This window comes from uncultured Sphingomonas sp., from assembly GCF_964244265.1.
Taxonomy (GTDB): Bacteria; Pseudomonadota; Alphaproteobacteria; order Sphingomonadales; family Sphingomonadaceae; genus Sphingomonas.
This window is the reverse complement of the sequence record NZ_CAXTHV010000013.1, coordinates 23,876-47,727: the sequence shown is the minus strand read 5'-3', so window position 1 is coordinate 47,727 and position 23,852 is coordinate 23,876. Positions and strand designations below refer to the sequence as shown.

Sequence of the window (23,852 nt, the reverse complement as noted above, 5' to 3'; positions counted from 1 at the left end):
GCTCTTCGCACAAGACCATGCAGGTGGCATGAGCAGGAGGTGAGGAAACAGTGAAGAAGGATGTCCCCCGGCTTTCGCTGTCGCATCTCGACGTTGTGAAGGTCCGCTTCTGGACGCAAGCCGCCAAAATGCGGCCCGCCGCCCGGACGCAAGGATAGGCATGGATCCCCGTCGGCTCCCTCGGTAGGGCTGCACGCCGATACACAAAGGTGGATATGGTTTGACCAACGTAACGGTTATCGGTGCGCAATGGGGCGATGAGGGCAAGGGCAAGATCGTCGACTGGCTCGCCGAACGCGCCGATGTCGTCGTGCGGTTCCAGGGCGGGCACAATGCCGGGCATACCCTGGTGGTCGACGGCACCACCTACAAGCTGTCGCTGCTGCCGTCGGGCATCGTGCGCGGCACGCCGTCGGTCATCGGCAACGGCGTGGTGCTCGATCCCTGGGCGCTGAAGGCGGAGGTCGAAAAGCTTTCGGGTCAGGGCATCGTCATCACCCCCGACACGCTGATGGTCGCGGACACTTGTGCGCTGATCCTGCCGGTGCACCGCGATCTCGACGGCATGCGCGAGGATGCGAGCGGCGCGGGCAAGATCGGGACGACGCGGCGCGGCATCGGCCCAGCCTATGAGGACAAGGTGGGCAGGCGGGCGATCCGCGTCTGCGATCTCGCGCATCTCGACGATCTCGGGCCGCAGCTCGACCGACTGACCGCGCATCACGATGCGCTGCGTGCCGGGTTCGGCGAAGCCCTGATCGATCGCGACGCGCTGCTTGCCGGACTGCGCGGCATTGCGGGCTTCGTGCTGCCGTTCGCCAGGCCGGTATGGCGTGATCTCAACGCGGCGCGTGAACGCGGGCGGCGCATCCTGTTCGAGGGCGCGCAGGGCGTGCTGCTCGACGTCGATCATGGCACCTATCCGTTTGTCACCTCGTCGAACACGATCGCTGGCACGGCGGCGGGGGGCTCGGGGCTCGGGCCGGGCGCGGTCGGCTTCGTTCTGGGTATCGCCAAGGCCTATACCACGCGGGTCGGGTCAGGCCCGTTCCCGACCGAATTGGAAGATGCGACCGGCCAATTGCTGGGACAGCGCGGTCACGAGTTCGGCACCGTAACGGGGCGCAAGCGGCGGTGCGGCTGGTTCGATGCGGTGTTGTTGCGGCAATCGGCGGCGGTCGGCGGCATCACCGGCATCGCGCTCACCAAGATCGACGTGCTCGACGGGTTCGCCGAGGTAAAGATCTGCACCGGCTATCGGCTGGGCAACAGGAGCCTCGACTATTTCCCCTCGCATGCCGCGGACCAGGCGGCAGTCGAGCCGATCTACGAAAGCATGCGTGGCTGGCAGGAATCAACGGCGGGCGCGCGCAGCTGGGCCGAATTGCCGGCGCAGGCCATCAAATACATCCGCCGGATCGAGGAACTGATCCGTTGCCCGGTGGCGCTGGTGTCGACCAGCCCGGAACGCGCCGACACCATCCTGGTGCGCGACCCGTTCGCGGACTGACCGATCCCGCTTACTTCCGCTTCTTCTTGGTCTTGCCGGTCGTGCTCGTATCGACCGTCGTGCCATCGGTCGACGTCGTGCTTGACGTGGTGGCGGACGGATCGGGGGTCATGGGCGGCGTCGCCGACGTATCCGTCGTCGTCGTATCGGTGGTTGTCGAAGTGCTCGGATCAGTCGTCGTGACCGGCGCGGTGGCGGTCGACGGATCGGTGGTCGTCGGTGTGCCGGTGGAAGGTGTCTTGGTGGACGGCGTGGATGTCGAGGGCGTGGTCTGCGCCATAACAGCACTCGACGTGCCGACTGCCAAGGCAGCGGCGATAATGGCGAACTTCATGAAAACTCTCCTGTCCGAAGGGACGAGGAAGGAAGGCTTGAGCAGCGTTAAATATCCGCAATAGGACCGTAAAAACAACCGCTTCGTCGTCGATCAACCGATTTGGGCGCGATGGAGCAGCTTGTGGTCGGCCAGCACCAAGGCGGTCATGGCCGCGACCACCGGCACACCGCGAATGCCGACGCAGGGGTCGTGGCGGCCCTTGGTGCGGATATCGGCGGCTTTGCCCTCGCGGGTGATCGTCGGCACCGGAGTAAGGATCGAACTGGTCGGCTTGAACGCGACGCGCAGGGTCACCGGCTGCCCGGTCGAGATGCCCCCGGCGATCCCGCCGGCATGGTTGGCCAGGAAATACGGGCCGTCGCCATCGCGGTCGCCCGGGCGCATGGCATCGGCATTCTGCTCGCCGGTCAGCGCGGCGGCGGCGAAACCGTCGCCGATCTCGACCCCCTTGACTGCGTTGATCCCCATCCCGGCGCCGGCTAGATCGGCGTCGAGCTTGGCATAGATCGGCGCGCCCCAGCCGGCGGGTACCCCGGTCGCCGCGCATGCGACCACCGCGCCCAGCGAAGACCCCGCCTTGCGCGCCTCGTCGACCAGCTTTTCCCAGCGCACCGCCGCATCGGCGTCGGGGCAGAAGAACGGGTTGCGCCCGATCTCGTCGAGGTCGAACTTCGCCGGATCGATCGCATCGCGGCCGATCGCCGCTACCCAGGCGGTGATCGTCACTTCGGGGATTACCAACCGCGCCACCGCCCCCGCTGCGACGCGCGCCGCCGTCTCGCGTGCGGAGGATCGCCCGCCGCCGCGATGGTCGCGAAAGCCATATTTGGCATCATAGGCGTAATCGGCATGGCCTGGGCGATACGCGCCGGCGACCTCCGAATAATCCTTTGACCGCTGGTCGACATTGTCGATGATCAGGCTGATCGGCGTGCCGGTTGTCCGCCCCTCTAATATGCCGGACAGGATGCGGACCTCGTCTGGCTCCTGCCGTTGCGTGGTGAAGCGCGACCGGCCGGGACGGCGAGCGTCGAGGAACGGCTGGATATCGGCCTCGGACAGCGTGATACCCGGCGGGCAGCCATCGACCACCGCCCCGATTGCCGGCCCGTGCGACTCGCCCCAGGTGGTGAAGCGCAGGACGTGGCCGAAGCTGTTCCAGCTCATTCGCTACGGACCTCGGTAGTCGGCGGGCGCGCTTCCAGCGCGCCGGTCAGCTTGCCCCACACCGTCGCGATGCCCAGGCAAATGGCGATCGCGACGAAAACGGCGATCCCGACCGTGATCGTGGTCTGCCAGTCACCCAGAAAGCCGGGCATCTGCGGCACCAATGCCTGTTCGACCTGAAGGATGATCACGGCGATCGCCAGCGCCAGCGCGATCATCGCGGTGGGCGCCAGCACCTCCCGCCAGTTTGCGCCATTGCGGATCGCGATGACCGCCAGATATCCGGCGACATAAACCCCGACGCCTAACGTGATGTAGATCGCCGTCCAACTCATCTGTCCTCCCCCCGAAGCTCTGTGATTACGCCAGCGCGATATCCGGCGCATCCTCCGCCTTCATGCCGATCACGTTATAGCCGGCATCGACATGGTGGATCTCGCCTGTCACCCCGCTCGCCAGGTCGCTGAGCAGGTACAGGCCGGCGCCGCCGACATCCTCGATCGTCACCGTCCGTCGCAGCGGTGAATTCAGCTCGTTCCATTTCAGGATGTAATTGAAGTCGCCGATGCCGCGCGCGGCCAGGGTCTGGATCGGCCCGGCGGAGATGCCGTTGATGCGGATGTTCTCCGGCCCCAGGTCGACCGCCAGATATTTGACGCTGGTCTCCAGCGCAGCCTTGGCAACGCCCATCACGTTATAGTGCGGGATCACCTTTTCCGCGCCGTAATAGGTCAACGTCAAGATCGCGCCGCCATCGGGCATCAGCCGCCGCGCGCGCTGTGCGACCGCGACCAGGCTGTAGGCCGAAATGTTCATGGTCAACAGGAAATTATCGAGCGTGGTGTCGTAATAATGGCCGCGCAACTGGCTCTTGTCGGAAAAGCCGATGGCGTGGACGACAAAGTCGATCGTCGGCCATTCGCCAGCCAGCGCGGCGAAGGTGGCGTCGAGCGCCGCCATGTCCGCCACGTCGCACTCGAACAATCGCGCGACGCCCAGTTGCTCGGCCAATGGCCGGACCCTTTTCTCGATCGCCTCGCCTTGATAGCTGAAGGCCAGTTCGGCGCCCGCCTCGCTCAGTTTCTTGGCGATCCCCCAAGCCAGCGAGCGGTCGTTGGCCAAGCCCATGATCAGTCCCCGCTTGCCCGCCATCAATCCGTTCACGCCGCCACCGCCTCCTGTCCGTCCTCCGGCCGTCCGTCCCTTACGTCGTCCGCCTGGGGTTCGGCTAGTGCCGCGTTCAAATGCGCGCCGATCGATATGCCAAGACCGATGATGTAGAAGAACAGCAGGGTCACGATGACCCCCGCCAGACTGCCATAGGTCAGGTCGTACGATCCCAGGCTGGACAGGAACAACGGCAACAGGGCGGTCGCGCCGACCCACCAGATCGTCGTGAATGCCGCGCCCGGCCAGCGCGGACATCCTTTCACGCGATATTTGGCGGGTGTCACCGACAGGAACAGGACGTACAGCGCGCCATACATGACCAGCCCGGGCACCAGCCGCGACAGGCCGACCCATCCCGCGGCATCCTGCGCAAACGGCAACAGGCGATAGATGAACTGCTCGATCGCGGTCATCAGACCCTGAACCAGGAACGACAGCAAGGCGACGATAACCGATCCCACGATCACCAGCATCGACCATAGCCGGTAATGCCAGAACGGCTTGGTAAAGGTGACGCCATAGGCACGGCGGAAGATGTCGCGGATCGTCTCTACGAAACTCGCCACCGACCACAAGGCGACCAGCGCGCCCAGCCACAGCAGCGTGCCGCCGGTCCGCGCGGCCAGCACGTCGGTGATCGGCTTGCGCAGGATATCGCCGACATTGGGGGGCAGCGTGACCAGGAAGGAGTCGACCGCGCGGATCGTCTCGCCGCTTTGTCCGAAGATCGCCGCAATCGCCGCCGCCAGGATGAAGAACGGGAAGACCGTCAGCAACGCCAGATAGGCCAGGTTGCCGGCATACATGAAGCCGTTGGTCATGACACCGATGCCGACGCGCTTGGTGACGATCCACCAGCGTTGCCACCAGGGTTTGCCGTGGCGCTCGCGAATACCGCGTTCGCCACGCGATTCGGGGGAAAGGGGCGAAATGTCCGGCACGGAGGATCAGACGCCCAGGTTGGCGCGCGGGTTCCTCTGCTCGGTGTCTTTCCAACCCTCGACAAAGGCGACCAGGGCCGCGTCGTCGCCGGGAATGTCGACCATCAACGTCACCAGCTGGTCGCCGCGCCCGCCGCTCTTGCGGTGAAAGCCGCGACCCTTAAGGCGCAGCACCTTGCCCGAGGTCGAGCCGCGCGGAATGGTCAGCATCACCGCGCCCTCGACCGTCGGCACCCGGACGCCGGCGCCCAGCACCGCCTCGGCCAGCGTGACCGGCAGGTCGATGCGGACATCGTCGCCGTCGCGGGTGAAGAAGCGGTGCGGCTGGACCTCGATCGTGACGATCGCATCGCCCGCGCCGCCCGGCCCCGGCTCGCCCTTGCCCGATAGCCGCATCTGCGTGCCGGTCTCCACGCCGGCGGGCAGTTTCAGGTCGATCGTCTTGCCGTCGGCCAGCGTGATGCGTTGTACGGCAAGCACCGCCGCATCGCCGAAATCGACCGCCAGGCGATAGGCGACGTTCGCCCCCCTGGCCGCGGGCCGGCGGCCGAAACTCCCGGCAAAGCCGCCGCTGCCGCCCCCCCGCCCGCCGAACAGGCCCGAGAAGATGTCCTCGAAATTGCCGCCGCCTTCGCCGGACTCGAATTGCGCGCCGCCGGGACGGAAGCCCCCCTGCGGCCCGGCGCCGGGGCCGAAGCCGAACGGCGCGACGGGGTTGCCGTCGGCGTCGATCTCGCCGCGGTCGAACCGCGCGCGCTTGTCCTTGTCGTTGAGCAGGTCATAGGCCTGGGTGACCTGGCTGAACCGCTCGGATGCATTGGGATTGTCCTTGTTGCGATCGGGATGAAGCTCCTTGGCGAGCTTGCGGTATGCCTTCTTGACGTCCGCCTCGCCGGCGCCGCGTGCCACCCCCAACGTCTGATACGGATCGGCCATCTTCGTCCCGGCTTGCCTGTTCGCGCGCTATTTGGGGGATCGGCCGGCGAAGCGCAAATCCCGAGCTTGCGCCGGCGCGCCGCGGGTGCCAGTCTCGCGCGGCGAGGGGAGGGGCGGCATGGCGGACATCGTGGACGAGCTGACCAGGCTGGCGGGCCTCCGGGACCAGGGCATCCTCACCCCGGCCGAATTCGACAAGGAGAAGGCATTGCTGCTCCAGCGCGAGGGCGGCGCGGTCGCGGCGATGAGCGCGGCGGCATCTCCAGTGCCGCCGGCCGGGGCACCGATCGCGGCGGCGCGCAAGTCGACGATCTGGAATTATGCGATCCCGGTATTCGTGGTGCTGTTCATCGTCGTTTATTATTTCGCGCGAATGGATTTCTCGACCAGCCGCATCCTGTCGTCCCTCAAGCCCGGTATGATCGCGGCGGGCGGCAACGGCACGACCCGCAGCCTGGCCGCATCGGGCGGCGGGGCGGTGTCGGTTCCCGTGATTCTGGCGGCGTACAAGGCAGACCAGGCCGGTGCCACGGCACGTTATGGCCGCTCGGTCTTGATCTCGGCCCTGGTCAACAAGGTCAGCGACAGCGGCACGACCGCGCGGATCGACGTCGGCGACATGCCGGTATTCGCGGTAATGGATGCACAGGACCGGTTCGACCAGTCGATCACCGGCCGCACCGTGATCGCCCGCTGCGCGCAGAGCGCTTATGGCCTTCAGGGCAGCGATGCGACGCTTACCTTCGAGCGCTGCGTGGTGCAGTGATCCGGGGCCTGGTCAGGCATTCCGATTCAGCGTTGCCGGGCCGGAGGCAAGCGGCGCGACATCCACGCTGACGTCCAGTTTCTGCGCACCCGATCCCAGGACGATGCCGTCGATCGGCGCGATCTCCGCATAGTCGCGGCCGACCGCCATGACGATGTGATCATTGGCCATCCAGATGCCGTTGGTGGGATCGAGCCCGATCCAGCCGAGCTCCGGCCCGCACCACATCAGCACCCAGGCATGGGTCGCATCGGCGCCAACCAGGCGGGGTTTGTTTTTGGGGGGGAGCGTTCGGATATATCCCGAGGCGTAAGCGGCTGGAATGCCCGCGGCGCGCAGCCCGGTGATCATTATCTGGGTCAAATCCTGGCAAACGCCGCGCCGCTTCAGGAATGCCTCGCGCGGGGACGTATCGACCAGCGTGGCCTTGGCGTCGAAGGTGAACTCGCGCTGGATCCTGCGCGCCAGCGCCATCCCCGCTTCCAGCACCGGCCGGTCGGGGTCGAGATCGGCGCGACACCAGTCGGCGATGTCGCGATCGAGGGCGATCAGGTGCGAGGGGTAGATATAGGCCGAAGGCCCCGCCGGCGACGCATCGCGACTGTCCCGCGCCAGCCCCGCGATCCGGCCCAGCACGGGGTCGTCGGCGCGCGGGACGGGCACCGGGCGGTCGACGACCACCCGCGACGCGCTGTCGATCGTCAGCGTGCGCGCCGGCTCGGTCACGACCAGCCGGACTATGTTGGCCAGCCCCGCCTCGGCCCGGGCGGGAAAGGTCCGCCCGGACGGGGTCACCGTCAGCGTGTAAAGTTCGGTCCGCTGCCCCGGCCAGTCGATCGGCTTCAGCCGGAGGTTGCAGCGGGCAAAGGCGACCGGCCGGCCATAGTCGAAGCGCGTGACGTGCCGGATGTCATAGATCATGCCAGCGTCATCCCGCTGGCGCGCAGCGGCTCGGCGCCCTGGAGGAAATACCGGCGCGCGATCGCATCCGACAGGCCGCCGAGCAGGCTTTCGACGCCGTTCAGGAGGGCGCCGTCGATCTGCTCCGCACCGGTCGTGTCGAGTTTCGCGCGCAGCGCGGCTGCCTGCACCTGTTGCGCCTCGGGCAGGCCGTCGTCGTCGAGTACCGGCAGATGCTGCAGATGGGCATCGATCCGGGCGACCTGGAAAGCGATGCCGCGCGGATTGCCGGGGTCGAGCGCGACCAGGTCGACCACGGGCCCGCGCGCCAGCCCGGTCAGATAGCGCTGGCGATAGCTGATCTGGCTGTCGGCCAGGTCGAGCAATGTCGACATATCGTCGGCGCCGGCACCCGCCAGCCCGAACGTCCGGACGAGCCGCGCGGTCGCGACCGCGCGCTCGACCCGCCGGCCCAGATCGTGGAACCGCCAGGCGGCGGTGCGGCCCATATGCTCAGCCGACAGCCCGGTCAGCGCGGCATAGCGGCGCTGCAGCGACCCGGCGCGCTCCAGCAGGCTGCCCTCGGTCGGAAACGGCGCGTCGAGCAAGCGCACCATGTCCGCCGACAGCCGGTCGCGCGAGACGCCGGCGATGGTGCGCGCCGCGCGGTTGATCGCGCGCACGCTGTACCAATTGCCCGGCTCGGCCGGATCGGCCTCCAGCGCGGTGCGGGCCAGCTCGACCAGGTCGGCGCGGCGCAGATGCTTGGGCGCGGGCGCCGCATCGCCGGCGACGACCAGGGCGACCAGCCGCTTGATCGTCGCTTCGCCCAAGGCGGCGCCGGCATCGGCGTCGATCGTGTTGCCCAGCATCACCCGGATCAGCGCCAGCTGCGCCTCGCCGCGCTCGAGATAGCGGCCCAGCCAATAGAAATTGTCGGCGACACGGCTGGGCAGGGTGCCCGGATTGCGGCGGATCTGCGGGCTCTCGGTCGCGTGCAGCAACGACACCGAAGGCACCGCATCCGGGCCGTGGATGACGACATCGGACGACCAGATGCCCTCCCCCATCACCGCCGCGCGCGGATCGGGATGCTCGCCGATCCGCGCAAACCCGCCGGGCATCACCGTCCAGTCGCCGTCCGGGCCGCGCGCGGCGAACACCCGCAGCGTGAACGGCCGTGCCGCCAGTTCATCCTCGAGCACGACCGGCATGGTCGACAGGCGGACGATCTCCTGACCGACATAATCCATCGGCCGCCGATGCAGATCGGCGACCAGCACGTCGCGCTGCCCGGGCGTCAGCTCGGCGCCGGCAACCACCCGGCCATCGGGCAGGCCGATCGGCGCCGCACCGAACGCCGGCCCGATCATCATCGATTCGATCGCCTCGGCAACCTCGATGCGTGCGCCGTCCTGCCCGCACCACCAGGTCGCGATCGACGGCAGCAACAGGCTCTCGCCCGACAGCCGCGTCGCCAGCCGGGGCAGGAACGCCTGGAACGCCGGCGCCTCCAGCACGCCGGCGCCGGGCGCGTTGCTGATCAGGACGTTGTGCGCCGCGAACGCATCGATCAGGCCGGGCACGCCGATCCGCGAATGCGCATCGAGCGCCAGCGGATCGAGCAGGCGCGGATCGGTCCGCCGCCACAGCGCGTCGATCCGCTTCAGCCCGGCGATGGTGCGGACATAGCAGCGATCCTCGACCACCGCGAGGTCGGCGCCCTCGACCAGAAGGAAGCCGAGATAGCGCGCCAGATGCGCCTGTTCGGCATAGCTGGCATTCCATCGGCCGGGAGTGAGCAGCCCGATGCGCGGTTCGGCGCGCCGGCACAGCGCCGCCAGCCCTTCGCGGAACGCCGCGAAGAACGGCGCGTGCCGCTCGATATTGAGCCGCCCCTGCAACCCGCTAAGCGTCTGCGCGGTCGCCAGCCGGTTCTCCAGCGCATAACCGGCGCCCGCCGGCGCGCGCAGATGGTCGGCCAGCACGCGCCATTCGCCGGTCGGCCCCCGGCCCAGGTCGAACGCGACGAATTGAAGATGATACCCACCCGGCGGCGTCAGGCCGACCATCGGCCGCAGGAACAATTCGCTGCCGTTGACCAGCGCGGCGGGCAACGCGCCGCTCGATATCAAGTGCCCCGCATCGTAGAGGTCGCCGAGGATCGCCTCCATCAACCGCGCGCGCTGCGCGACGCCGGCGGCGATCCGGTCCCATTGGGCCTTGGCGATCAACAGCGGGACGGGTGAGACCGGCCATGGCCGTTCCTCGCTCTCGCCGCCCAGGCGAAACCCCGTGCCGATATCCGCCGCCCGACGCTGCATCCGTTCGCGGGCATGGTTCAGGTCGTCGCCCGCGGCCCCTGCCAGTTCCTCGAACGCGGCGGTCCAGGCGGCGGTATCGCCCCCGACCAGCATGTCGCTGGCGGCGGCGCGCGCGCGATAATCGGCCATCCATCGGGTGGCCCGGGCAGTGATGTCGAACGGCTTGGTGGCGGCGCGGCTGGCCATGGACGACGCGTATCCCCCTGTCGTTACTCGACCACAATCGACCCGCCGAGGCAATGCGGATAGTGGCCGCCAGGCGATCGGCGTTCAGACGTCGGGCAGAACCTGCCGTGCCACCCCCCAGCCGGCGAGCGATCGCGACGCGGCGCGTTCGAGCAGTTCGGCCTGGTCGCCGACATGCCAGCGCGCGGCGGTCTCGATCCCGTCGAGCTCGCTCCACGTCACCGGCGCCGACACCGGCGCGCCGGCGCGGGCACGGGCGACATAGGGCATCACCGCGGTCGACCCGCGCTGGTTGCGGAGCCAGTCGAGGAATATCCGGCCCTTGCGCTTGGCCTTGCTCATCGTCGCGACGAAGCGGTCGGGCTCGGCCTGCGCCAGCGCGCGGCAGAAGCGATCGGCGAAATCCTTGACCAGGGGCCATTCGGCTTCGGGCGTCAGCGGCACGACGACATGGATGCCCTTGCCGCCCGACAGCATGGCGAAGCTGGTCAATCCGATCTCGCCGAGATGGCCCTTCAGGTCGACCGCGGCCCGACGCACCTCGGCAAAACCGAGGCCTTCGTCGGGATCGAGATCGAACACCAGCCGGTCGGGCCGTTCGATCGCGCCGATCGACGATCCCCAGCCGTGAAATTCGATCGTCCCCATCTGGACGCAGGTGACCAGCCCGTCGACGTCGTCAATATAGAGGTATTGCTCGGTCGATCCGTCCTTCTCGCTTATGTCGACCTGCTTGACGTGGTCGCCGAACACGCCGGCGTCGTGCTTCTGGAAGAAGCAGGCCTTGCTCCGGCCCTGGGGGCATCGGACCAGGCTGATCGGTCGGTTGGCCAGGAAGGGCAGCGCAATCGGCGCGACATCGGCATAGAATTGCGCCAGCTCGCCCTTGGTCACCGGTGAATCGGGAAACACCTGGCGTTCGGGATGAGTGACCTTGACCGACGTCGCGGGCGCCATCGGGGCGGGCGCGGGCGTTTCGACCACGACCTGTGCCGCCGGCTTGTCGCCGCGCAGCCCCAGGAAGCTGGCATGGCGCAGCACGCCGTCTGGCGTGGTTTCGGCAAAGGCGATCTCGGCGACCAGCGTGGGCGTCACCCAATGTGCGCCGCGTATCGCCGCGCGCGGCGCCTCGACGGTCGGTGCCTTGCGTGTCAGGGGCGAGAGCCTAGCGAGCAGGTCGTCGATCGCCGCGCCCGAAAAGCCGGTGCCGACCTTGCCCGCATAGCGCAGCGAGGCCCCGTCATGCACCCCCAGCAGCAGCGACCGGAACCCACGGCCCTTGTCGCTGGGCGTCCAGCCGACGATCACGAATTCCTGGCGGTGCGTGCACTTGACCTTCAGCCAGGCCTGCGTCCGGCCGCCGCGATAGGGCGCGTCGGCGCGCTTGCTGACGACGCCCTCATAATGCTCGCGGCACATCGTGGCGAACAATTGCTCGCCCTGGCCGGCGACATGTTCGGCGAATTGCAGCCGCTCGCCCCCGGGGATCAGCGGGCGCAGCCGCTCCTTGCGCTGGACGGTCGGTAGCCCGGTTAGATCCTCGCCGTCGACTTCTAGCAGGTCGAACGCGAACAGCGTCATGTCCCCGCCTGTGGAAATGGCGTCCTTCAGCGTCGAGAAATCGGGCCGTCCGTCCTTGAACGCGACGATCTCGCCGTCGATCAGCGCCGAGCCGACGGGCAAGGCGGCGGCGGCGCGCGCGATCGCGGCGAATTTATCGGTCCAGTCGAGGCCGGTACGGGTAAAGACCTTGGCCGTTCCCCCGGCGATCGCGATCTGCGCGCGATAGCCGTCATATTTGACCTCATGGATCCAGCCCGATCCGGCGGGCACGCTGTCGACCAGGGTGCAGAGTTGCGGTTCGCGGAAGACGGGCATTCCTTCCCGGGACAAAGGGGGTGATGGTCCGCCGCCTTGTGCCGGCGAGGATTTGCGCAGCTTCTTCCACGCCGCCAGGTCCCTGGCCTTCATGCCGTCGGCGATCTGCTGCATCGTCCGTCCGGTCCTGACGCTGGTCAGCGCGCCGCCGACCAGATCGTCCGATCCGCCGGCATGGGCATCGTCGACCTTGCGCAACAGCCAGTTCTCCGCCTTTTCCCTGCCCCGCGGCTTGAGCCGGATCAGCAGCCATTCGCCCTTCATCCGTTCGCCGTCGACGACGAAGTGAAGGTGGCCCTTGTCGATGTCCCTGGCGGACTTGCCCGCGACCGGCGCCCAGGTGCCGTCGTCCCACAGCATCACCGTGCCGCCACCATATTCGCCGGCGGGAATCGTGCCCTCGAAATCGGCATAGGACAAGGGATGGTCCTCGGTCCGGACCGCCAGCCTCTTGTCGTCGGGATTGGCGCTGGGGCCGCGCGTCACCGCCCAGCTCTTCATCACGCCATCGACTTCCAGCCGCAAATCCCAGTGCAGCCGGGTGGCGTCATGCTTTTGCACCATGAAGCGATTGCCATGGCCGGGCACCAGGGTGCCGGCGGGCTCCGCGGTCCTGGTGAAGTCGCGCTTGGCATTGTACCGCGCGAGTGGATCGAGGTCAGCCATCGTCATCTCGTCGCCCAGGCGCGGGCGAGAGCCGCTTCATGGTCAGGCGATCGTTCGGAATCCGTTTGGAAACTCGCGAAAGAGCGAGTTTCGAGCGGTGCCGGCCCGCCCCCCCGGCTTGAGCCGGTGCGACGATCAAGCACGTTTCTTCGCCGCCGGTTTCTTTGCCACCGCCTTGGCCGGCGCCTTTGCCGGCGCGGCACTCTTGGCCGCCGCGTCGGGCTTTTCCAGGCTCTTCTTCAGCGCCGCCATCAGGTCGACGACGTTCGATCCCGACCGGCCGCCGCCGTCCTCCTTGTCCTCGATGATCTTGCGGTTGGACTTCTGCCTGGCCTTGCGATCGATCAGGTTCTTCAGCGCATCGACATAGCGATCGTGATAGTGGCCGGGATCGAAGGCGGCGGTCTTCTTGTCGATCAGCGTCGTCGCCAGGTCGAGCAGGTCGGCATCGGGCTCGTCGTCGGGGATATCGCGGAAATAGCCCTGCGCCTTGTTGACCTCGTCGGCATAGCGCAGCGTTTCCAGCACCATGCCGCGGCCGCACGGCTTCAGGCTGACGACATATTCGCGGCCGCGCATCGCCAGCTGGCCCAGCCCGACCTTCTTCGACCGCCTGAGCGCCTCGCGCAGCACGATGAACGCTTCCTCGGCCAGATCGTCCGCGGGCACGACGAAATAGGGCCGCTCGTAATAGAGCACGTCGATCTCGCTGGCGTCGACGAACCGGGTCAGTTCCAGGGTCTTCTTCGATTCGAGCTTGACCGCGTCGATCTCTTCCTGGTCGAGCAGGACATAGTCGCCCTTGTCGAGCTCATAGCCCTTGACGATCTCATCGGCATCGATCGCGCCGATGCCGGGGACGGTCTTTTCGTACTTGATCCGCTTGCCCGAGGGTTCGTGGATCTGGTGGAACGCGATCTGGGTTCCCGACTTGGTGGCCGAATAGATTTCCACCGGGATCGACACCAAAGCCAGCCTGATCTGTCCCTGCCAATAGGCGCGCGCGGCCATGCTTTGTCCCCAAACCGTTGCGAAGGCGATTCAACCGTCATGCGGTGGAGTCGTTCCGCACCGGTCCGCGTCTCGATCGGGTACAAGAGGCGCACGTTGGCGCACGATGCGTTTTGTTCTAAGCGCGGACCGATGCTCGCCGATCCCTTCGCCCTGTTCGATACGTGGTTCGCCGAGGCCCGGGCAGCGGAGCCGAACGACCCGAACGCCATGGCGCTGGCGACGGCGGATGCCGCCGGCCGCCCGTCGGTGCGAATGGTGCTGCTCAAGGGGCACGGGCCGGACGGCTTCGTGTTCTACACCAACCGCGACAGCCGCAAGGCCGGCGAGATCGCGGCCAACCCCTACGCAGCGTTGCTGTTCCACTGGAAGTCGCTCCGCCGCCAGATCCGTATCGAGGGGCCGCTGACGCTGGCCGGCGATGCCGAATCCGACGCGTATTTCGCCAGCCGCAGCCGCGATTCACGGCTGGGCGCCTGGGCATCCGACCAGTCGCGCCCGCTGCCCGATCGCGCGACGTTCGAAGCGCGGTTCGCCGCCATGGACGCGCGCTTTGCCGGCGATGACGTGCCGCGCCCGCCGCATTGGGGCGGCTATCGCCTGATGCCGGGCCATATCGAGTTCTGGCAGGACGGCGCGCACCGCCTCCACGAACGCCGCGTGTTCGTTCGCGCCGATGATGACCGGTGGTGCGAAGGCCTGCTCTACCCGTGAGCGAGCACGGCAAGCTGACCGCGCGCGCCGCGATCGCCAGCGTCTCCGTCGCCTGCGGGCTGATGGTGCTGAAGGGCTATGCCGCCTGGACCACGGAATCGATGGCGATGCTGGGCAGCCTGGCCGACACCGCGCTCGACCTGGTCGCCAGCCTGGTCACGTTGTTCGGGGTGCGGGTGGCCGCCTTGCCCGCGGATCACGACCATCGCTTCGGTCACGGCAAGGCGGAGGCGATCGTCGCCTTGTTCCAGGGGATCGTCATCGCCGGATCGTCGATCGCGATCCTGATCGAGGCGACCAGCCGGCTGAGCGTATCGCGCGCCGCCCAGGCCGCCGAGCTGGGCATCGGCGCGTCGGCCGTCGCGATGGCGATCACGGCCTGCCTGCTGGTCTATCAGCGCCGGGTGATCGCCGTTACCAACAGCCTCGCGATCCGAACCGATTACGTTCATTACCAATCGGACCTGTTTCTCAACCTGGCGGTGATCGTGGCGTTGATGATCCAGCGCCATTTCAACTGGGGCGGGGCCGACGCGGTGTTCGGCATCGGCATCGCGCTGTGGCTGCTGCGCGGCGCCTGGCGGTCCGGGCGATCGGCGATCGACCAGCTGATGGACAAGGAATGGCCCGAGGCGAGGCGGCTCCGGCTGGTCGAGGTCGCCAGCGCCTGTCCGGGGTTCATCAATCTCCATGACCTGCGCACCCGCTCCAGCGGGGCGCGCGATTTCGCGCAGTTCCACATCTGGGTCGCCGGCGACATGACGATCGCCGCCGCGCATGACGTGATCGAACGGCTGGAGGATATGATCGAGGCCGAGTTCCCGGGCACGGAGGTACTGATCCATCTCGACCCGATCGGCCGGATCGATACCGACAACCCGCTGGTCGAGGCCGACCAGCTGGCGTTGCTGAAGGACGTTCCATGAGAATCCCCATCGCCCAGATCGATGCCTTTGCCACGGCGCCGTTCACCGGCAATCCGGCGGCGGTGATGCCGCTCCCGGCATGGCTCGACGACCCTGTGCTCCAGGCGATCGCCGCCGAGAACAATCTGAGCGAGACCGCCTTCATCCTGCCCGACGACACCGGCGCGGCGGATTTCGCGCTGCGCTGGTTCACCCCGGTCAGCGAGGTGGCGCTGTGCGGCCATGCGACGCTGGCGAGCGGGCATTTCGTGCTGTCGAGCGACCCCAAGCGCGATGCCGTCGGCTTCCGCACGCGCAAGGCGGGCATCTTGACGGTCACGCGCGCCGGAGACGGCTACGAGCTCGCCCTGCCCGCCTGGGCCCCCAGCCCCCGGCCGTTGCCGGAGATCGTCGCCGCCCTGGGCGTGGCCGCGGTCGAGACGCTGTACCGGGCGGGCGGCTACCGGGTCGTGGTCGTCGCGGACGAGGCGACGGTGCGCGCGATCATCCCCGACCTCCGCGCGCTGGCGGAAGGCGGCGACCGCCAGACCATCGTCACCGCGCCGGGTGACGCCACCGATGTGGTGAGCCGCATGTTCGCCCCCGGTGCCGGGATCGACGAGGACCCGGTGACGGGGTCGGCGCATGCGGTGATCGTGCCCTATTGGGCCAAGCGCCTCGGCCGCGACCGCTTCACCGCATATCAGGCGAGCGCGCGCGGCGGACACCTGACCTGCCGGCTGGAAGGCGACCAGGTGATGCTGGGCGGCGGATGCGTGACGGTGATGGAGGGGATTTTCTTCCTGCCCTAGGCGCCGGTCAGGCGGCGACCGCCACGCGCTCGGTCTCCTCGATCCATCCGCCGCCGAGCACGCGGTCGCCGTCATACAGTACCGCCGCCTGCCCCGGCGCGACGCCGTATTCGGGCGCGTCGAACACCACGCGGTCGCCGATCAGCCGCGCCGGCACCGGCCTGGCGAGCGAACGCACCTTCGCGGTCAGCGACCCGGCGAAGCTGCCGCCGAGCCAATTGATCCCGCTCAGCCGCGCCGCCGCGATGGCCGCCGCCGCGCGCGGCCCGACCACGACCCGGCGGCTCTCCGTCTCCAGCCGGACGACGTAGAGCGGCTCGGGTGTCCCGCCGATCTCGAGCCCGCGCCGCTGCCCGACGGTGAAGTGGATGAGGCCGCGGTGCCGCCCGAGCGCGCGGCCATGCTCGTCGACGATCTCGCCGCCGGTATCGGCTTCGGGCCGCAGCTTCTTCACCAGCGACGCATAGTCGCCGTCGGGCACGAAGCAGATGTCCTGGCTGTCGGGCTTGGCCGCGACGCCCAAGCCCAGCTCCGCCGCGAGTTCGCGGACGCGCCGCTTAGGCAGGCCGCCCAGGGGAAAGCGTAAATAGTCGAGCTGGCGCTGCGTCGTCGCGAACAGGAAATAACTCTGGTCGCGCGCCGGATCGGCGGCGCGGTGCAGCTCGGCGGCGCCTGTCCGCTCGACCCGGCGGACATAGTGCCCGGTCGCGAGACAATCCGCGCCGAGATCGCGCGCCGCCGCCAGCAGGTCGGTGAACTTGGGCCCCATGTTGCAGCGGATGCAGGGGATCGGCGTGCGCCCGGCCGCATAATCGTCGGCGAACTGATCGATGACGGCGGCACGAAACGCGCTTTCGTGATCGAATACGTAATGCGCGATGCCCAGCCGATCGCACACGGCGCGCGCGTCGCGTATGTCGCGCCCCGCGCAGCAGCTGCCGGCGCGTCCGACCGCCTCGCCATGGTCGTAGAGCTGGAGGGTAATGCCGATCGTCTCCGCGCCGGTCCCCGCGGCGAGCGCCGCGACGACCGACGAATCGACTCCGCCGGACATTGCGACGACGATCCGTCTGCCCGCCAGGTCCGGTCCCAGCTGAAAGTCGCCATCGGCCATCATCGCCACGCCAGATAGGCGCGACCCGCCGGCTTGGCCAGCCGCACGGCGGGACGGGGAGGCTTTACCTGCCCTTTAGAAGCTTTTGCTAGGCCACCTGCTCCTGATGGAGTGGACGACTGCGCGTGGACCTCGGCAAGTATCGATTCGAGCACGATCCGACGATCGCGATGCTGCCCGCCGACCTGGCGGTGCTGCTGGCGAGCGTGGTCGCGCGTCAGTCGATCAGCCCGACCGCCTTGCGGCACCAGCGCGCCCAGCCGCGCCGTCCGCATGCCGAGCATCGCTTTGCACCGCTGCACGGTGCGTTCGACCAGCGCGTGGCGGCGCGGCTCAGACGATGGCGCCAAGAATGAAGACCGCATTTACCGAGCCGCTTCAACCGATGTTCAAGTCCGGCCGCTAACGGTCGTTGTAGTTAGGGTACGGGGCCTGGCCCCAGTCGAGGTAGCGAATGATCGAACACCAGAAGATCCGTCCGGCAAGGGTGATCGGTCCGCTCGGAGAACCCCTGACTCTCGACACGCTGCCCCCCGCGGACACCACGCGCTGGGTGGTGCGGCGCAAGGCCGAGGTTGTCGCTGCGGTCAATGGCGGGCTGCTGAGCGTCGACGAGGTCTGCGCGCGCTACAATCTCACGGTCGAGGAGTTTGCCGGCTGGCAGCGCGCGATCGATCGGTCGGGCATGCCCGGGCTGCGGGTGACCCGCATCCAGCACTATAAGTCACTCTACGAGCGCCAGCAGAAATATTGAGCGCCGGATTTTCGGGCGGCGACGTTTTTTCCGAAATCAACCCAACACGCCGGACGGATCGTCATTTCAGCAGGAAACGCACCACTACCGTCGCCGTGACGTCGGTCTCGCCGGCGGCGATCGACGTATCGGCGGCGGCCCCGGCCATCGGCGCGGCCGCCACGCGGTACATCATCGGCGGCGGAACATTGCTTTCGCCGCCCTCGCTGATCGACAGGATGCGCGCGACGGACAGCCCGGCGGCGCGCGCATACAGATCGGCGCGCCCGCGAGCCCGCTTGACCGCATCGGCGCGGGCCTCGTCCAGCGCGGCATCGGGCTGGTCGATCGAAAGATTAGGGCCGTTGATCTGGTTAGCTCCTTGCGCGACCAGTATGTCGAGAATCCTGCCGGCCTTGGCGATATCGCGGAACCGGATCGAGATGCTGTTGCCGGCCTGATAGCCGGTAATCACCGGTGCCTGGCCGCTCTCATAGCGATATTGCGGCTGGAGCGAGACGTTGGCGGTCGCGATATCGCGCGGCTGGACCCCCGCCGCCTTCAGCGCGGCGAGCACCCTTGCCATGTTCCGGGCATTGTCCGACAACGCCTGGGCTGCGGTCTGTGACTGGGTGACGACCCCGGCGCTGATCGTCGCGATATCGGGGACGCGGGTGGTCTTGCCGGTGGCGCTGACCTCCAGGACAGCTCCGTCGGCGACGGTCGGGGCCGTGCCCTGCGCGAGGGCAGGGCCGGCGGCAACGGTCGACAAGGCGAGCAGGGCAGCGGCGACAGGACGCATCGTTCAAGGTCTCCCGAGGATCATAGGTCTGTCCGGCAGCGCTAGCAGACCGAACGCAACCCGACATGAACAGGCTGGCCGACATGAACAGGCCGGCCGACATGACCAGGCCGGCCGACATGAACAGGCCGGATCACCGTACCCGGCGCGCCACCACCAGCCGATAGAGGATCAAGAGGACGACCGCGCCCGCCGTCGCCGCGCCGTAATTGGCCCAGCCGCCGGTCAACGTCCACCCCAGCGATTGCGCGACGAAGCCGGCCAGCAACGCGCCGGCGATGCCGATCAGGATGGTGACGATGAACCCGCCGGGGTCCCGGCCGGGCATCACGACCTTGCCCAGGATACCGGCGACGAGGCCGATGAGCAGCCAGCCGAGTATCGAGCGTTCGTGCATCCGACTTTCCCTCACTAACCGGAATCGCGTCCGGGCGCCGGTCGGACACTCGCGCCGCGCCGGTTCCTTTGCAACCATTTGGTTGGCGCAACGATCTTTTGTCCTGGCGGAGGATTGTTGCGATATCCTCGCCGAAATGGCAAAGCGCGCGCCATATCGTCAGGGCCCTTGAGGCCGGTGACTTATTTCTATAATACAGCAAGGCGCCGGGGGCTGGACCTTCGCTGTAAGGGCATCGGGGATCGTGACGGACATGAACTACGAGACGCGTGACGTCAGCGGCCAATTTGCTCTTGCCGGCGAGGATGCTCCGTCGCGCCGCCGCTGGTGGATCATCGGTGGTCTCGTGCTGCTGGTCCTCGTGCTGATCGCTGCCGGGATGATGATGCGCGGGGGGCAGCAGGCCGCCGCGGTCGCCCCGGATGCCGCCGCTCAGTTGCCCTCGGTCACGGTCGCCTCGCCCGGCAGCGATGTCGTCGCGCGGACGCTGTCGGCCACCGGCAGCCTGGCGGCGCGGCGCGAGATGCCGATCGGCGTTGCCGGCGAGGGCGGCCGGGTGACGCGCGTCCTGGTCGAGCCGGGGACGTGGGTGGCCGCCGGCCAGGTGCTGGCGACGGTCGACCGGTCGGTCCAGACGCAGACGGCGGCCAGCCTTGCCGCGCAGATAAACGTCGCGCGATCGGACGCGCAGATCGCGCAATCGGAATATGACCGGTCCAAGACGCTGGTCGGTCGCGGCTTCATCTCCAAGGCCGACCTGGAGCGCAAGGGCGCCACGCTGGGGGCCGCCAATGCCCGCGTCAAGGTCGCGCAGGCGCAGCTTGCCGAGGCGCAGGCGCGCAACGGGCGGCTCGACATCCGCGCGCCGGAGGCGGGGCTGGTGCTGACCCGCAATGTCGAGCCCGGCCAGATCGTCAGCTCGGGCTCGGGCGTGCTGTTCCGCATGGCCCGGGGCGGCGAACTGGAGATGCGCGCCGAACTGGGCGAGGGCGACCTGGCGAACATTCGCGTCGGCACCCGCGCCGACGTGACCCCGGTCGGCAGCGATCGCAGCTTTACCGGCGAAATCTGGCAGGTATCGCCGGTGATCGATCCGGTGACGCGCCGCGGCATCGTGCGCATCGCCCTCAAATACGATCCGGCGTTGCGCCCGGGCGGTTTTGCCTCGGCATCGGTCTATGGCGGCTCCAGCCGGGCGCCGCAATTGCCCAATTCGGCGATCCAGACCGACGTCGCCGGCAATTTCGTGTACATCGTCGGTCCCGACGACAAGGTTCAGCGGCGATCGGTCAGGACCGGCGAGGTCTCGGACCGTGGCGTCGCCATCGTCGAGGGGCTGGAGGGGACCGAGCGGGTCGTGGTGTCGGCAGGGGCGTTCCTGAACCCGGGGCAGAAGATCAAGCCGATCCCCGGCAAGCTGTGAAGGTCGCGCCATGAACTTCCGCAACATCTCCGCCTGGTCGATCCGCAACCCGGTGTTCAGCATCGTCCTGTTCATGATGCTGACCCTGGCTGGGCTGGTGTCGTTCCAGTCGATGAAGGTCAACAACGATCCCGACATCGACTTTCCCGTCGTGATCGTCAGTATTTCCCAGCCCGGCGCCGCGCCGACCGAACTGGAAAACCAGGTCACGCAAAAGATCGAGGCGGCGATGCGCAGCCTGTCGGGGATCGACGAGATCAACTCGACGGTGACCGAGGGCCAGTCGACGACGGTCGTCCAGCTCGACATCGGCACGCCGATCGATCGCGCCGTCGAGGACGTGCGCAGCGCGATCCAGCAGGTCCGCGGCAGCCTGCCCGACGGCATTCTCGAGCCGCAGGTCGAGCGCGCCACCACGACCGGCAACGACCTGGCAAGCTATGCGGCCATCGCCAGCGACATGACCGTCGAACAGCTCAGCTGGTACATCGACAACACCGTTTCCAAGGAATTGCAGTCGGTGCCCGGCATGGCGACCGTCAACCGCAATGGCGGGGTCAGCCGCGAGATTCGCGTCAAGCTCGATTCGGCCAAGCTGCAGTCGCTCGGCATCACCGCCAGCCAGGTCAACCAGCAGCTGCGCCAGGTCAATCTGAACGCCGCCGGCGGCCGGGCCGAGATTGCCGGCGGCGAACAGACCGTGCGCGTGCTGGGCAACGCCAAGGACGCCTATGCGCTCAGCCAGACGCAGATCGCGATCGGCGGCGGCCGGACGATCAAGCTTTCGGATATCGCGACGGTCGTCGATCAGTTTGCCGAACAGAGATCGGCATCGCAGCTCGACGGGCGACAGGTCGTCACGTTCGATTTCCAGCGCGCCAAGAGCGCATCCGACGTCAGCGTCTTCCACGGCGCCGAAAAGAAGCTCGCCGAGCTCGAAAAGCGCAATCCGAAGGTCAGGTTCAAGCTGATCTTCAACGAAACCGAATATGCCGAAAAACAGTATCAGAGCGCGATGGAGGCGATGTACGAAGGCGCCGCGCTTGCCGTCCTGGTCGTCTTCCTGTTCCTGCGCGACTGGCGCGCGACGGTGATTTCGGCGCTGGCGATCCCGTTGTCGGCGATCCCGACCTTCTGGATAATGGACCTCCTGGGCTTCACCCTCAACCAGATGACCCTGCTGGCGCTCAGCCTGGTCGCGGGCGTGCTGGTCGATGACGCGATCGTCGAGATCGAGAATATCGTCCGCCATATGCGGATGGGCAAGACCGCCTATCAGGCCGCGATCGACGCCGCCGACGAGATCGGGCTGGCCGTCCTGGCGACGACCATGGCGATCGTCGCGGTGTTCCTGCCGGTCGGGCTGGCGCCGGGCGTGTCGGGGCAGTTCTTCAAGAATTTCGGCCTGACCGTGGTCGCCTCGGTGCTGGTCAGCCTGGCCGTCGCCCGGCTGGTGACGCCGATGATCGCCGCCTATTTCCTGAAGTCGCACGGCACGAGCAAGCACGGCGAAGGCCGCCTGATGAACGTCTATATGGGGGCGCTGCGCTGGACGCTGCGTCATCGTTGGTCGTCGATCGTCGGCGGCGCGGTGGCGCTGGGGCTGACCGCGCTGGTCGCGTCGACCCTGCCGGTCACGTTCCAGCCAAATCGCGACCAGGATTCGTCCACCGCCGGGATCGAGATGGTGCCCGGCACGACGCTGGCCGAGACGCAGGCGGTGGTGACGCGCGTGGCGGCCTTCCTCAAGCAGCAGCCGCAGGTCGAGACGGTCTATTCGCGCGCCGGCGTCGGCAGCGGCCGGGTCACCGCGATCTTCAGGAAGGACAAGGACCTGAAGAGCGTCGCGTTCGAGCGCAAGCTTGCTCCGGCACTGGCCGCGATCCCCGACGCGCGCGTCACCTTCCGCTCGCAACAGGGCTGGGGATCGAGCGGACGCGATCTCACGCTCGTCCTCGGCGGCGAGGACCCCGACCTCCTCGCCAAGACCGCGCAGAAGCTGGTCCAGCAGATGGGCAGTTTGAAGATCGTGGTCGCGCCGCGCGTCCAGGGCGACCTGCAGTCGCCCGAACTGCTGATCAAGCCGCGCTTCGATCTCGCCGCCGACCTCGGCGTCACCACCCAGGCATTGTCCAGCGCGATCCGGCTGGCGACGTTGGGTGACATCGAGCAGAACAAGGCGAAATTCTCGCTCAGCGACCGCCAGGTGCCGATCACCGTGGCGCTGGACCAGCCCGAACGGTCGCGCATCGCGACGATCCGCAATCTGCCGGTGCCGACGTCGACCGGCGGATCGGTGACACTGTCGACCGTCGCCGATATCGGTTTCGGCGCCAGCCCCTCCAGGCTCCAGCGTGTCCAGTTGCAGCGTCAGATCACGGTGGGCGCCGATCTTGCCCCCAATGTCGTCAGCGGGACGGCAATGGCGGAAATCGACAAGCTGCCGGTCATGAAGAACCTGCCGAACGGGATCCGCCGGGTGACGCTCGGCCAGAGCAAATGGCAGGCCGAGATGTTCAACAACTTCATGGTCGCGGTGATTGCCGGTATCCTGCTGGTATTCGCCGTGCTGGTGCTGCTGTACCGCCGCGTGCTGCCGCCGTTCGTCAACATGGGGTCGTTGCTGCTTGCCCCGCTGGGCGGCCTGATCGCGATCAAGATCGCGGGCCAGCCGATCTCGATGCCCGTGCTGATCGGGTTGCTGATGCTGTTCGGGATCGTCGCCAAGAACTCGATCCTGCTGATCGACTTCGCACTGGAGGAGATGACCAGGGGCGTTCCCAGCCTGGTGGCGATCGAGGATGCCGGGCACAAGCGCGCGCAGCCGATCGTCATGACCACCGTGGCGATGGTCGCCGGGATGGTGCCGACCGCCGTGTCGCTGTCCGGCGACGCATCGTGGCGCGCGCCGATGGGCACCGTCGTGATGGGTGGGTTGATCCTGTCGACGGTGCTCACCCTGCTGATCGTCCCGGCCAGCTTCAGCCTGGCGGTCGGGATCGAGAAATGGCTCGGCCCCAAGCTCGGGCGGCGGTTGCTCACCTATCGCCCCGGCGACGACGGATCGCGCGTGATCGATACCCGCCCCGACCAGCCCCGGCCGATCGGCTATCGCCCCGCGATCGACGGTCCTGCGGCGGGGTGACGATCGCGCGACTGA

General features: G+C 67.7%; 22 protein-coding genes. 10 read left to right on the top strand and 12 right to left on the bottom strand.

What is annotated here, in order from left to right; genetic code table 11:
• The first annotated feature begins 220 nt into the window (after positions 1-220).
• A complete protein-coding gene (locus ACFE7K_RS07295; RefSeq protein WP_375397518.1) occupies positions 221-1,510 on the top strand; it encodes an adenylosuccinate synthase in 1,290 nt (429 codons plus the stop codon).
• Between the two features lie 41 nt (positions 1,511-1,551).
• Positions 1,552-1,908, top strand: coding sequence for a hypothetical protein (locus ACFE7K_RS07290; RefSeq protein ID WP_375397517.1), 357 nt, complete (start codon positions 1,552-1,554; stop codon positions 1,906-1,908).
• Positions 1,909-1,937: 29 nt separating this feature from the next.
• Here the strand turns inward: ACFE7K_RS07290 and aroC are convergent, their stop codons facing one another.
• Genes aroC through ACFE7K_RS07265 form a run of 5 tightly spaced genes read right to left on the bottom strand, consistent with a single transcriptional unit; the run spans position 1,938 to position 6,061 of the window.
• Positions 1,938-3,014, bottom strand: coding sequence for a chorismate synthase (gene aroC, locus ACFE7K_RS07285; protein ID WP_375397516.1), 1,077 nt, complete (start codon positions 3,012-3,014; stop codon positions 1,938-1,940).
• Positions 3,011-3,349, bottom strand: a complete 339-nt coding sequence (locus tag ACFE7K_RS07280) for a hypothetical protein (protein ID WP_375397515.1) — start codon at positions 3,347-3,349, stop codon at positions 3,011-3,013. Before ACFE7K_RS07280 ends, aroC begins: the two co-directional genes overlap by 4 nt.
• 25 nt (positions 3,350-3,374) lie before the next feature.
• Positions 3,375-4,166, bottom strand: a complete 792-nt coding sequence (fabI, locus tag ACFE7K_RS07275) for an enoyl-ACP reductase FabI (RefSeq protein WP_375397552.1) — start codon at positions 4,164-4,166, stop codon at positions 3,375-3,377.
• A gap of 8 nt (positions 4,167-4,174) precedes the next feature.
• Positions 4,175-5,125, bottom strand: coding sequence for a YihY/virulence factor BrkB family protein (locus tag ACFE7K_RS07270; protein ID WP_375397514.1), 951 nt, complete (start codon positions 5,123-5,125; stop codon positions 4,175-4,177).
• Positions 5,126-5,131: 6 nt separating this feature from the next.
• On the bottom strand, positions 5,132-6,061 hold the full coding sequence (locus tag ACFE7K_RS07265; RefSeq protein WP_375397513.1) for a DnaJ C-terminal domain-containing protein: 930 nt from the start codon (positions 6,059-6,061) through the stop codon (positions 5,132-5,134).
• A 118-nt stretch (positions 6,062-6,179) separates the two neighbouring features.
• Between ACFE7K_RS07265 and ACFE7K_RS07260 the strand changes: the two genes are divergently transcribed.
• Complete coding sequence (locus tag ACFE7K_RS07260) at positions 6,180-6,827, top strand: SHOCT domain-containing protein (RefSeq protein ID WP_375397512.1); 648 nt, start codon at positions 6,180-6,182, stop codon at positions 6,825-6,827.
• Between the two features lie 12 nt (positions 6,828-6,839).
• On the opposite strand, the gene ACFE7K_RS07255 is transcribed toward ACFE7K_RS07260, so the two are convergent.
• The 4 genes from ACFE7K_RS07255 to ACFE7K_RS07240 form a co-directional block, all read right to left on the bottom strand.
• Positions 6,840-7,748 (bottom strand): transglutaminase domain-containing protein, encoded by a 909-nt coding sequence (locus ACFE7K_RS07255; RefSeq protein WP_375397511.1) that lies wholly within the window; start codon positions 7,746-7,748, stop codon positions 6,840-6,842.
• The gene (locus tag ACFE7K_RS07250) at positions 7,745-10,237 is read right to left on the bottom strand and encodes a circularly permuted type 2 ATP-grasp protein (RefSeq protein WP_375397510.1); all 2,493 of its coding nucleotides are present in this window, start codon (positions 10,235-10,237) and stop codon (positions 7,745-7,747) included. The genes ACFE7K_RS07255 and ACFE7K_RS07250 overlap by 4 nt, the downstream gene beginning before the upstream one ends.
• Positions 10,238-10,321: 84 nt before the next feature.
• Positions 10,322-12,781: a DNA ligase D gene (gene ligD, locus ACFE7K_RS07245; RefSeq protein WP_375397509.1), complete on the bottom strand. Its 2,460-nt coding sequence runs from the start codon at positions 12,779-12,781 to the stop codon at positions 10,322-10,324.
• A 135-nt stretch (positions 12,782-12,916) separates the two neighbouring features.
• A complete protein-coding gene (locus tag ACFE7K_RS07240; RefSeq protein WP_375397508.1) occupies positions 12,917-13,792 on the bottom strand; it encodes a Ku protein in 876 nt (291 codons plus the stop codon).
• Between the two features lie 132 nt (positions 13,793-13,924).
• Here ACFE7K_RS07240 and pdxH point away from each other — a divergent pair, with 132 nt between their 5' ends.
• The 3 genes from pdxH to ACFE7K_RS07225 are packed head-to-tail and all read left to right on the top strand — an operon-like array spanning position 13,925 to position 16,223.
• The gene (gene pdxH, locus ACFE7K_RS07235; protein ID WP_375397507.1) at positions 13,925-14,506 is read left to right on the top strand and encodes a pyridoxamine 5'-phosphate oxidase; all 582 of its coding nucleotides are present in this window, start codon (positions 13,925-13,927) and stop codon (positions 14,504-14,506) included.
• Positions 14,503-15,432, top strand: coding sequence for a cation diffusion facilitator family transporter (locus tag ACFE7K_RS07230; RefSeq protein WP_375397506.1), 930 nt, complete (start codon positions 14,503-14,505; stop codon positions 15,430-15,432). The genes pdxH and ACFE7K_RS07230 overlap by 4 nt, the downstream gene beginning before the upstream one ends.
• A complete protein-coding gene (locus ACFE7K_RS07225; RefSeq protein WP_375397505.1) occupies positions 15,429-16,223 on the top strand; it encodes a PhzF family phenazine biosynthesis protein in 795 nt (264 codons plus the stop codon). Before ACFE7K_RS07230 ends, ACFE7K_RS07225 begins: the two co-directional genes overlap by 4 nt.
• Positions 16,224-16,230: 7 nt before the next feature.
• Here ACFE7K_RS07225 and mnmA read toward each other — a convergent pair whose 3' ends face one another.
• Positions 16,231-17,337 (bottom strand): tRNA 2-thiouridine(34) synthase MnmA, encoded by a 1,107-nt coding sequence (mnmA, locus tag ACFE7K_RS07220; protein ID WP_375397551.1) that lies wholly within the window; start codon positions 17,335-17,337, stop codon positions 16,231-16,233.
• 125 nt (positions 17,338-17,462) lie between these two features.
• Between mnmA and ACFE7K_RS07215 the strand changes: the two genes are divergently transcribed.
• Both ACFE7K_RS07215 and ACFE7K_RS07210 read left to right on the top strand, forming a co-directional pair.
• Positions 17,463-17,693: a hypothetical protein gene (locus ACFE7K_RS07215; RefSeq protein WP_375397504.1), complete on the top strand. Its 231-nt coding sequence runs from the start codon at positions 17,463-17,465 to the stop codon at positions 17,691-17,693.
• Between the two features lie 98 nt (positions 17,694-17,791).
• On the top strand, positions 17,792-18,091 hold the full coding sequence (locus tag ACFE7K_RS07210) for a DUF1153 domain-containing protein (protein ID WP_375397503.1): 300 nt from the start codon (positions 17,792-17,794) through the stop codon (positions 18,089-18,091).
• A gap of 61 nt (positions 18,092-18,152) precedes the next feature.
• On the opposite strand, the gene ACFE7K_RS07205 is transcribed toward ACFE7K_RS07210, so the two are convergent.
• Together ACFE7K_RS07205 and ACFE7K_RS07200 are read right to left on the bottom strand one after the other, a co-directional pair.
• A complete protein-coding gene (locus ACFE7K_RS07205) occupies positions 18,153-18,872 on the bottom strand; it encodes an SIMPL domain-containing protein (protein WP_375397502.1) in 720 nt (239 codons plus the stop codon).
• Between the two features lie 133 nt (positions 18,873-19,005).
• Complete coding sequence (locus tag ACFE7K_RS07200; RefSeq protein ID WP_375397501.1) at positions 19,006-19,269, bottom strand: GlsB/YeaQ/YmgE family stress response membrane protein; 264 nt, start codon at positions 19,267-19,269, stop codon at positions 19,006-19,008.
• 253 nt (positions 19,270-19,522) lie between these two features.
• On the opposite strand from ACFE7K_RS07200, the gene ACFE7K_RS07195 reads away from it, so the two are divergent.
• Both ACFE7K_RS07195 and ACFE7K_RS07190 read left to right on the top strand, forming a co-directional pair.
• Positions 19,523-20,692 (top strand): efflux RND transporter periplasmic adaptor subunit, encoded by a 1,170-nt coding sequence (locus ACFE7K_RS07195; protein WP_375397500.1) that lies wholly within the window; start codon positions 19,523-19,525, stop codon positions 20,690-20,692.
• Between the two features lie 10 nt (positions 20,693-20,702).
• The gene (locus tag ACFE7K_RS07190) at positions 20,703-23,837 is read left to right on the top strand and encodes an efflux RND transporter permease subunit (RefSeq protein ID WP_375397499.1); all 3,135 of its coding nucleotides are present in this window, start codon (positions 20,703-20,705) and stop codon (positions 23,835-23,837) included.
• The last annotated feature ends 15 nt before the right edge of the window (positions 23,838-23,852 follow it).

Excerpts from the sequence above, each read along its gene's own strand:
- aroC (WP_375397516.1), bottom strand. The coding sequence starts at position 3,014 with ATGAGCTGGAACAGCTTCGGCCACGTCCTGCGCTTCACCACCTGGGGC.
- ACFE7K_RS07280 (WP_375397515.1), bottom strand. The coding sequence starts at position 3,349 with ATGAGTTGGACGGCGATCTACATCACGTTAGGCGTCGGGGTTTATGTC.
- fabI (WP_375397552.1), bottom strand. The coding sequence starts at position 4,166 with ATGGCGGGCAAGCGGGGACTGATCATGGGCTTGGCCAACGACCGCTCG.
- ACFE7K_RS07265 (WP_375397513.1), bottom strand. The coding sequence starts at position 6,061 with ATGGCCGATCCGTATCAGACGTTGGGGGTGGCACGCGGCGCCGGCGAG.
- ACFE7K_RS07260 (WP_375397512.1), top strand. The coding sequence starts at position 6,180 with ATGGCGGACATCGTGGACGAGCTGACCAGGCTGGCGGGCCTCCGGGAC.
- ACFE7K_RS07255 (WP_375397511.1), bottom strand. The coding sequence starts at position 7,748 with ATGATCTATGACATCCGGCACGTCACGCGCTTCGACTATGGCCGGCCG.
- ACFE7K_RS07250 (WP_375397510.1), bottom strand. The coding sequence starts at position 10,237 with ATGGCCAGCCGCGCCGCCACCAAGCCGTTCGACATCACTGCCCGGGCC.
- ligD (WP_375397509.1), bottom strand. The coding sequence starts at position 12,781 with ATGGCTGACCTCGATCCACTCGCGCGGTACAATGCCAAGCGCGACTTC.
- ACFE7K_RS07240 (WP_375397508.1), bottom strand. The coding sequence starts at position 13,792 with ATGGCCGCGCGCGCCTATTGGCAGGGACAGATCAGGCTGGCTTTGGTG.
- pdxH (WP_375397507.1), top strand. The coding sequence starts at position 13,925 with ATGCTCGCCGATCCCTTCGCCCTGTTCGATACGTGGTTCGCCGAGGCC.
- ACFE7K_RS07225 (WP_375397505.1), top strand. The coding sequence starts at position 15,429 with ATGAGAATCCCCATCGCCCAGATCGATGCCTTTGCCACGGCGCCGTTC.
- mnmA (WP_375397551.1), bottom strand. The coding sequence starts at position 17,337 with ATGGCCGATGGCGACTTTCAGCTGGGACCGGACCTGGCGGGCAGACGG.
- ACFE7K_RS07210 (WP_375397503.1), top strand. The coding sequence starts at position 17,792 with ATGATCGAACACCAGAAGATCCGTCCGGCAAGGGTGATCGGTCCGCTC.
- ACFE7K_RS07205 (WP_375397502.1), bottom strand. The coding sequence starts at position 18,872 with ATGCGTCCTGTCGCCGCTGCCCTGCTCGCCTTGTCGACCGTTGCCGCC.
- ACFE7K_RS07200 (WP_375397501.1), bottom strand. The coding sequence starts at position 19,269 with ATGCACGAACGCTCGATACTCGGCTGGCTGCTCATCGGCCTCGTCGCC.
- ACFE7K_RS07195 (WP_375397500.1), top strand. The coding sequence starts at position 19,523 with ATGAACTACGAGACGCGTGACGTCAGCGGCCAATTTGCTCTTGCCGGC.
- ACFE7K_RS07190 (WP_375397499.1), top strand. The coding sequence starts at position 20,703 with ATGAACTTCCGCAACATCTCCGCCTGGTCGATCCGCAACCCGGTGTTC.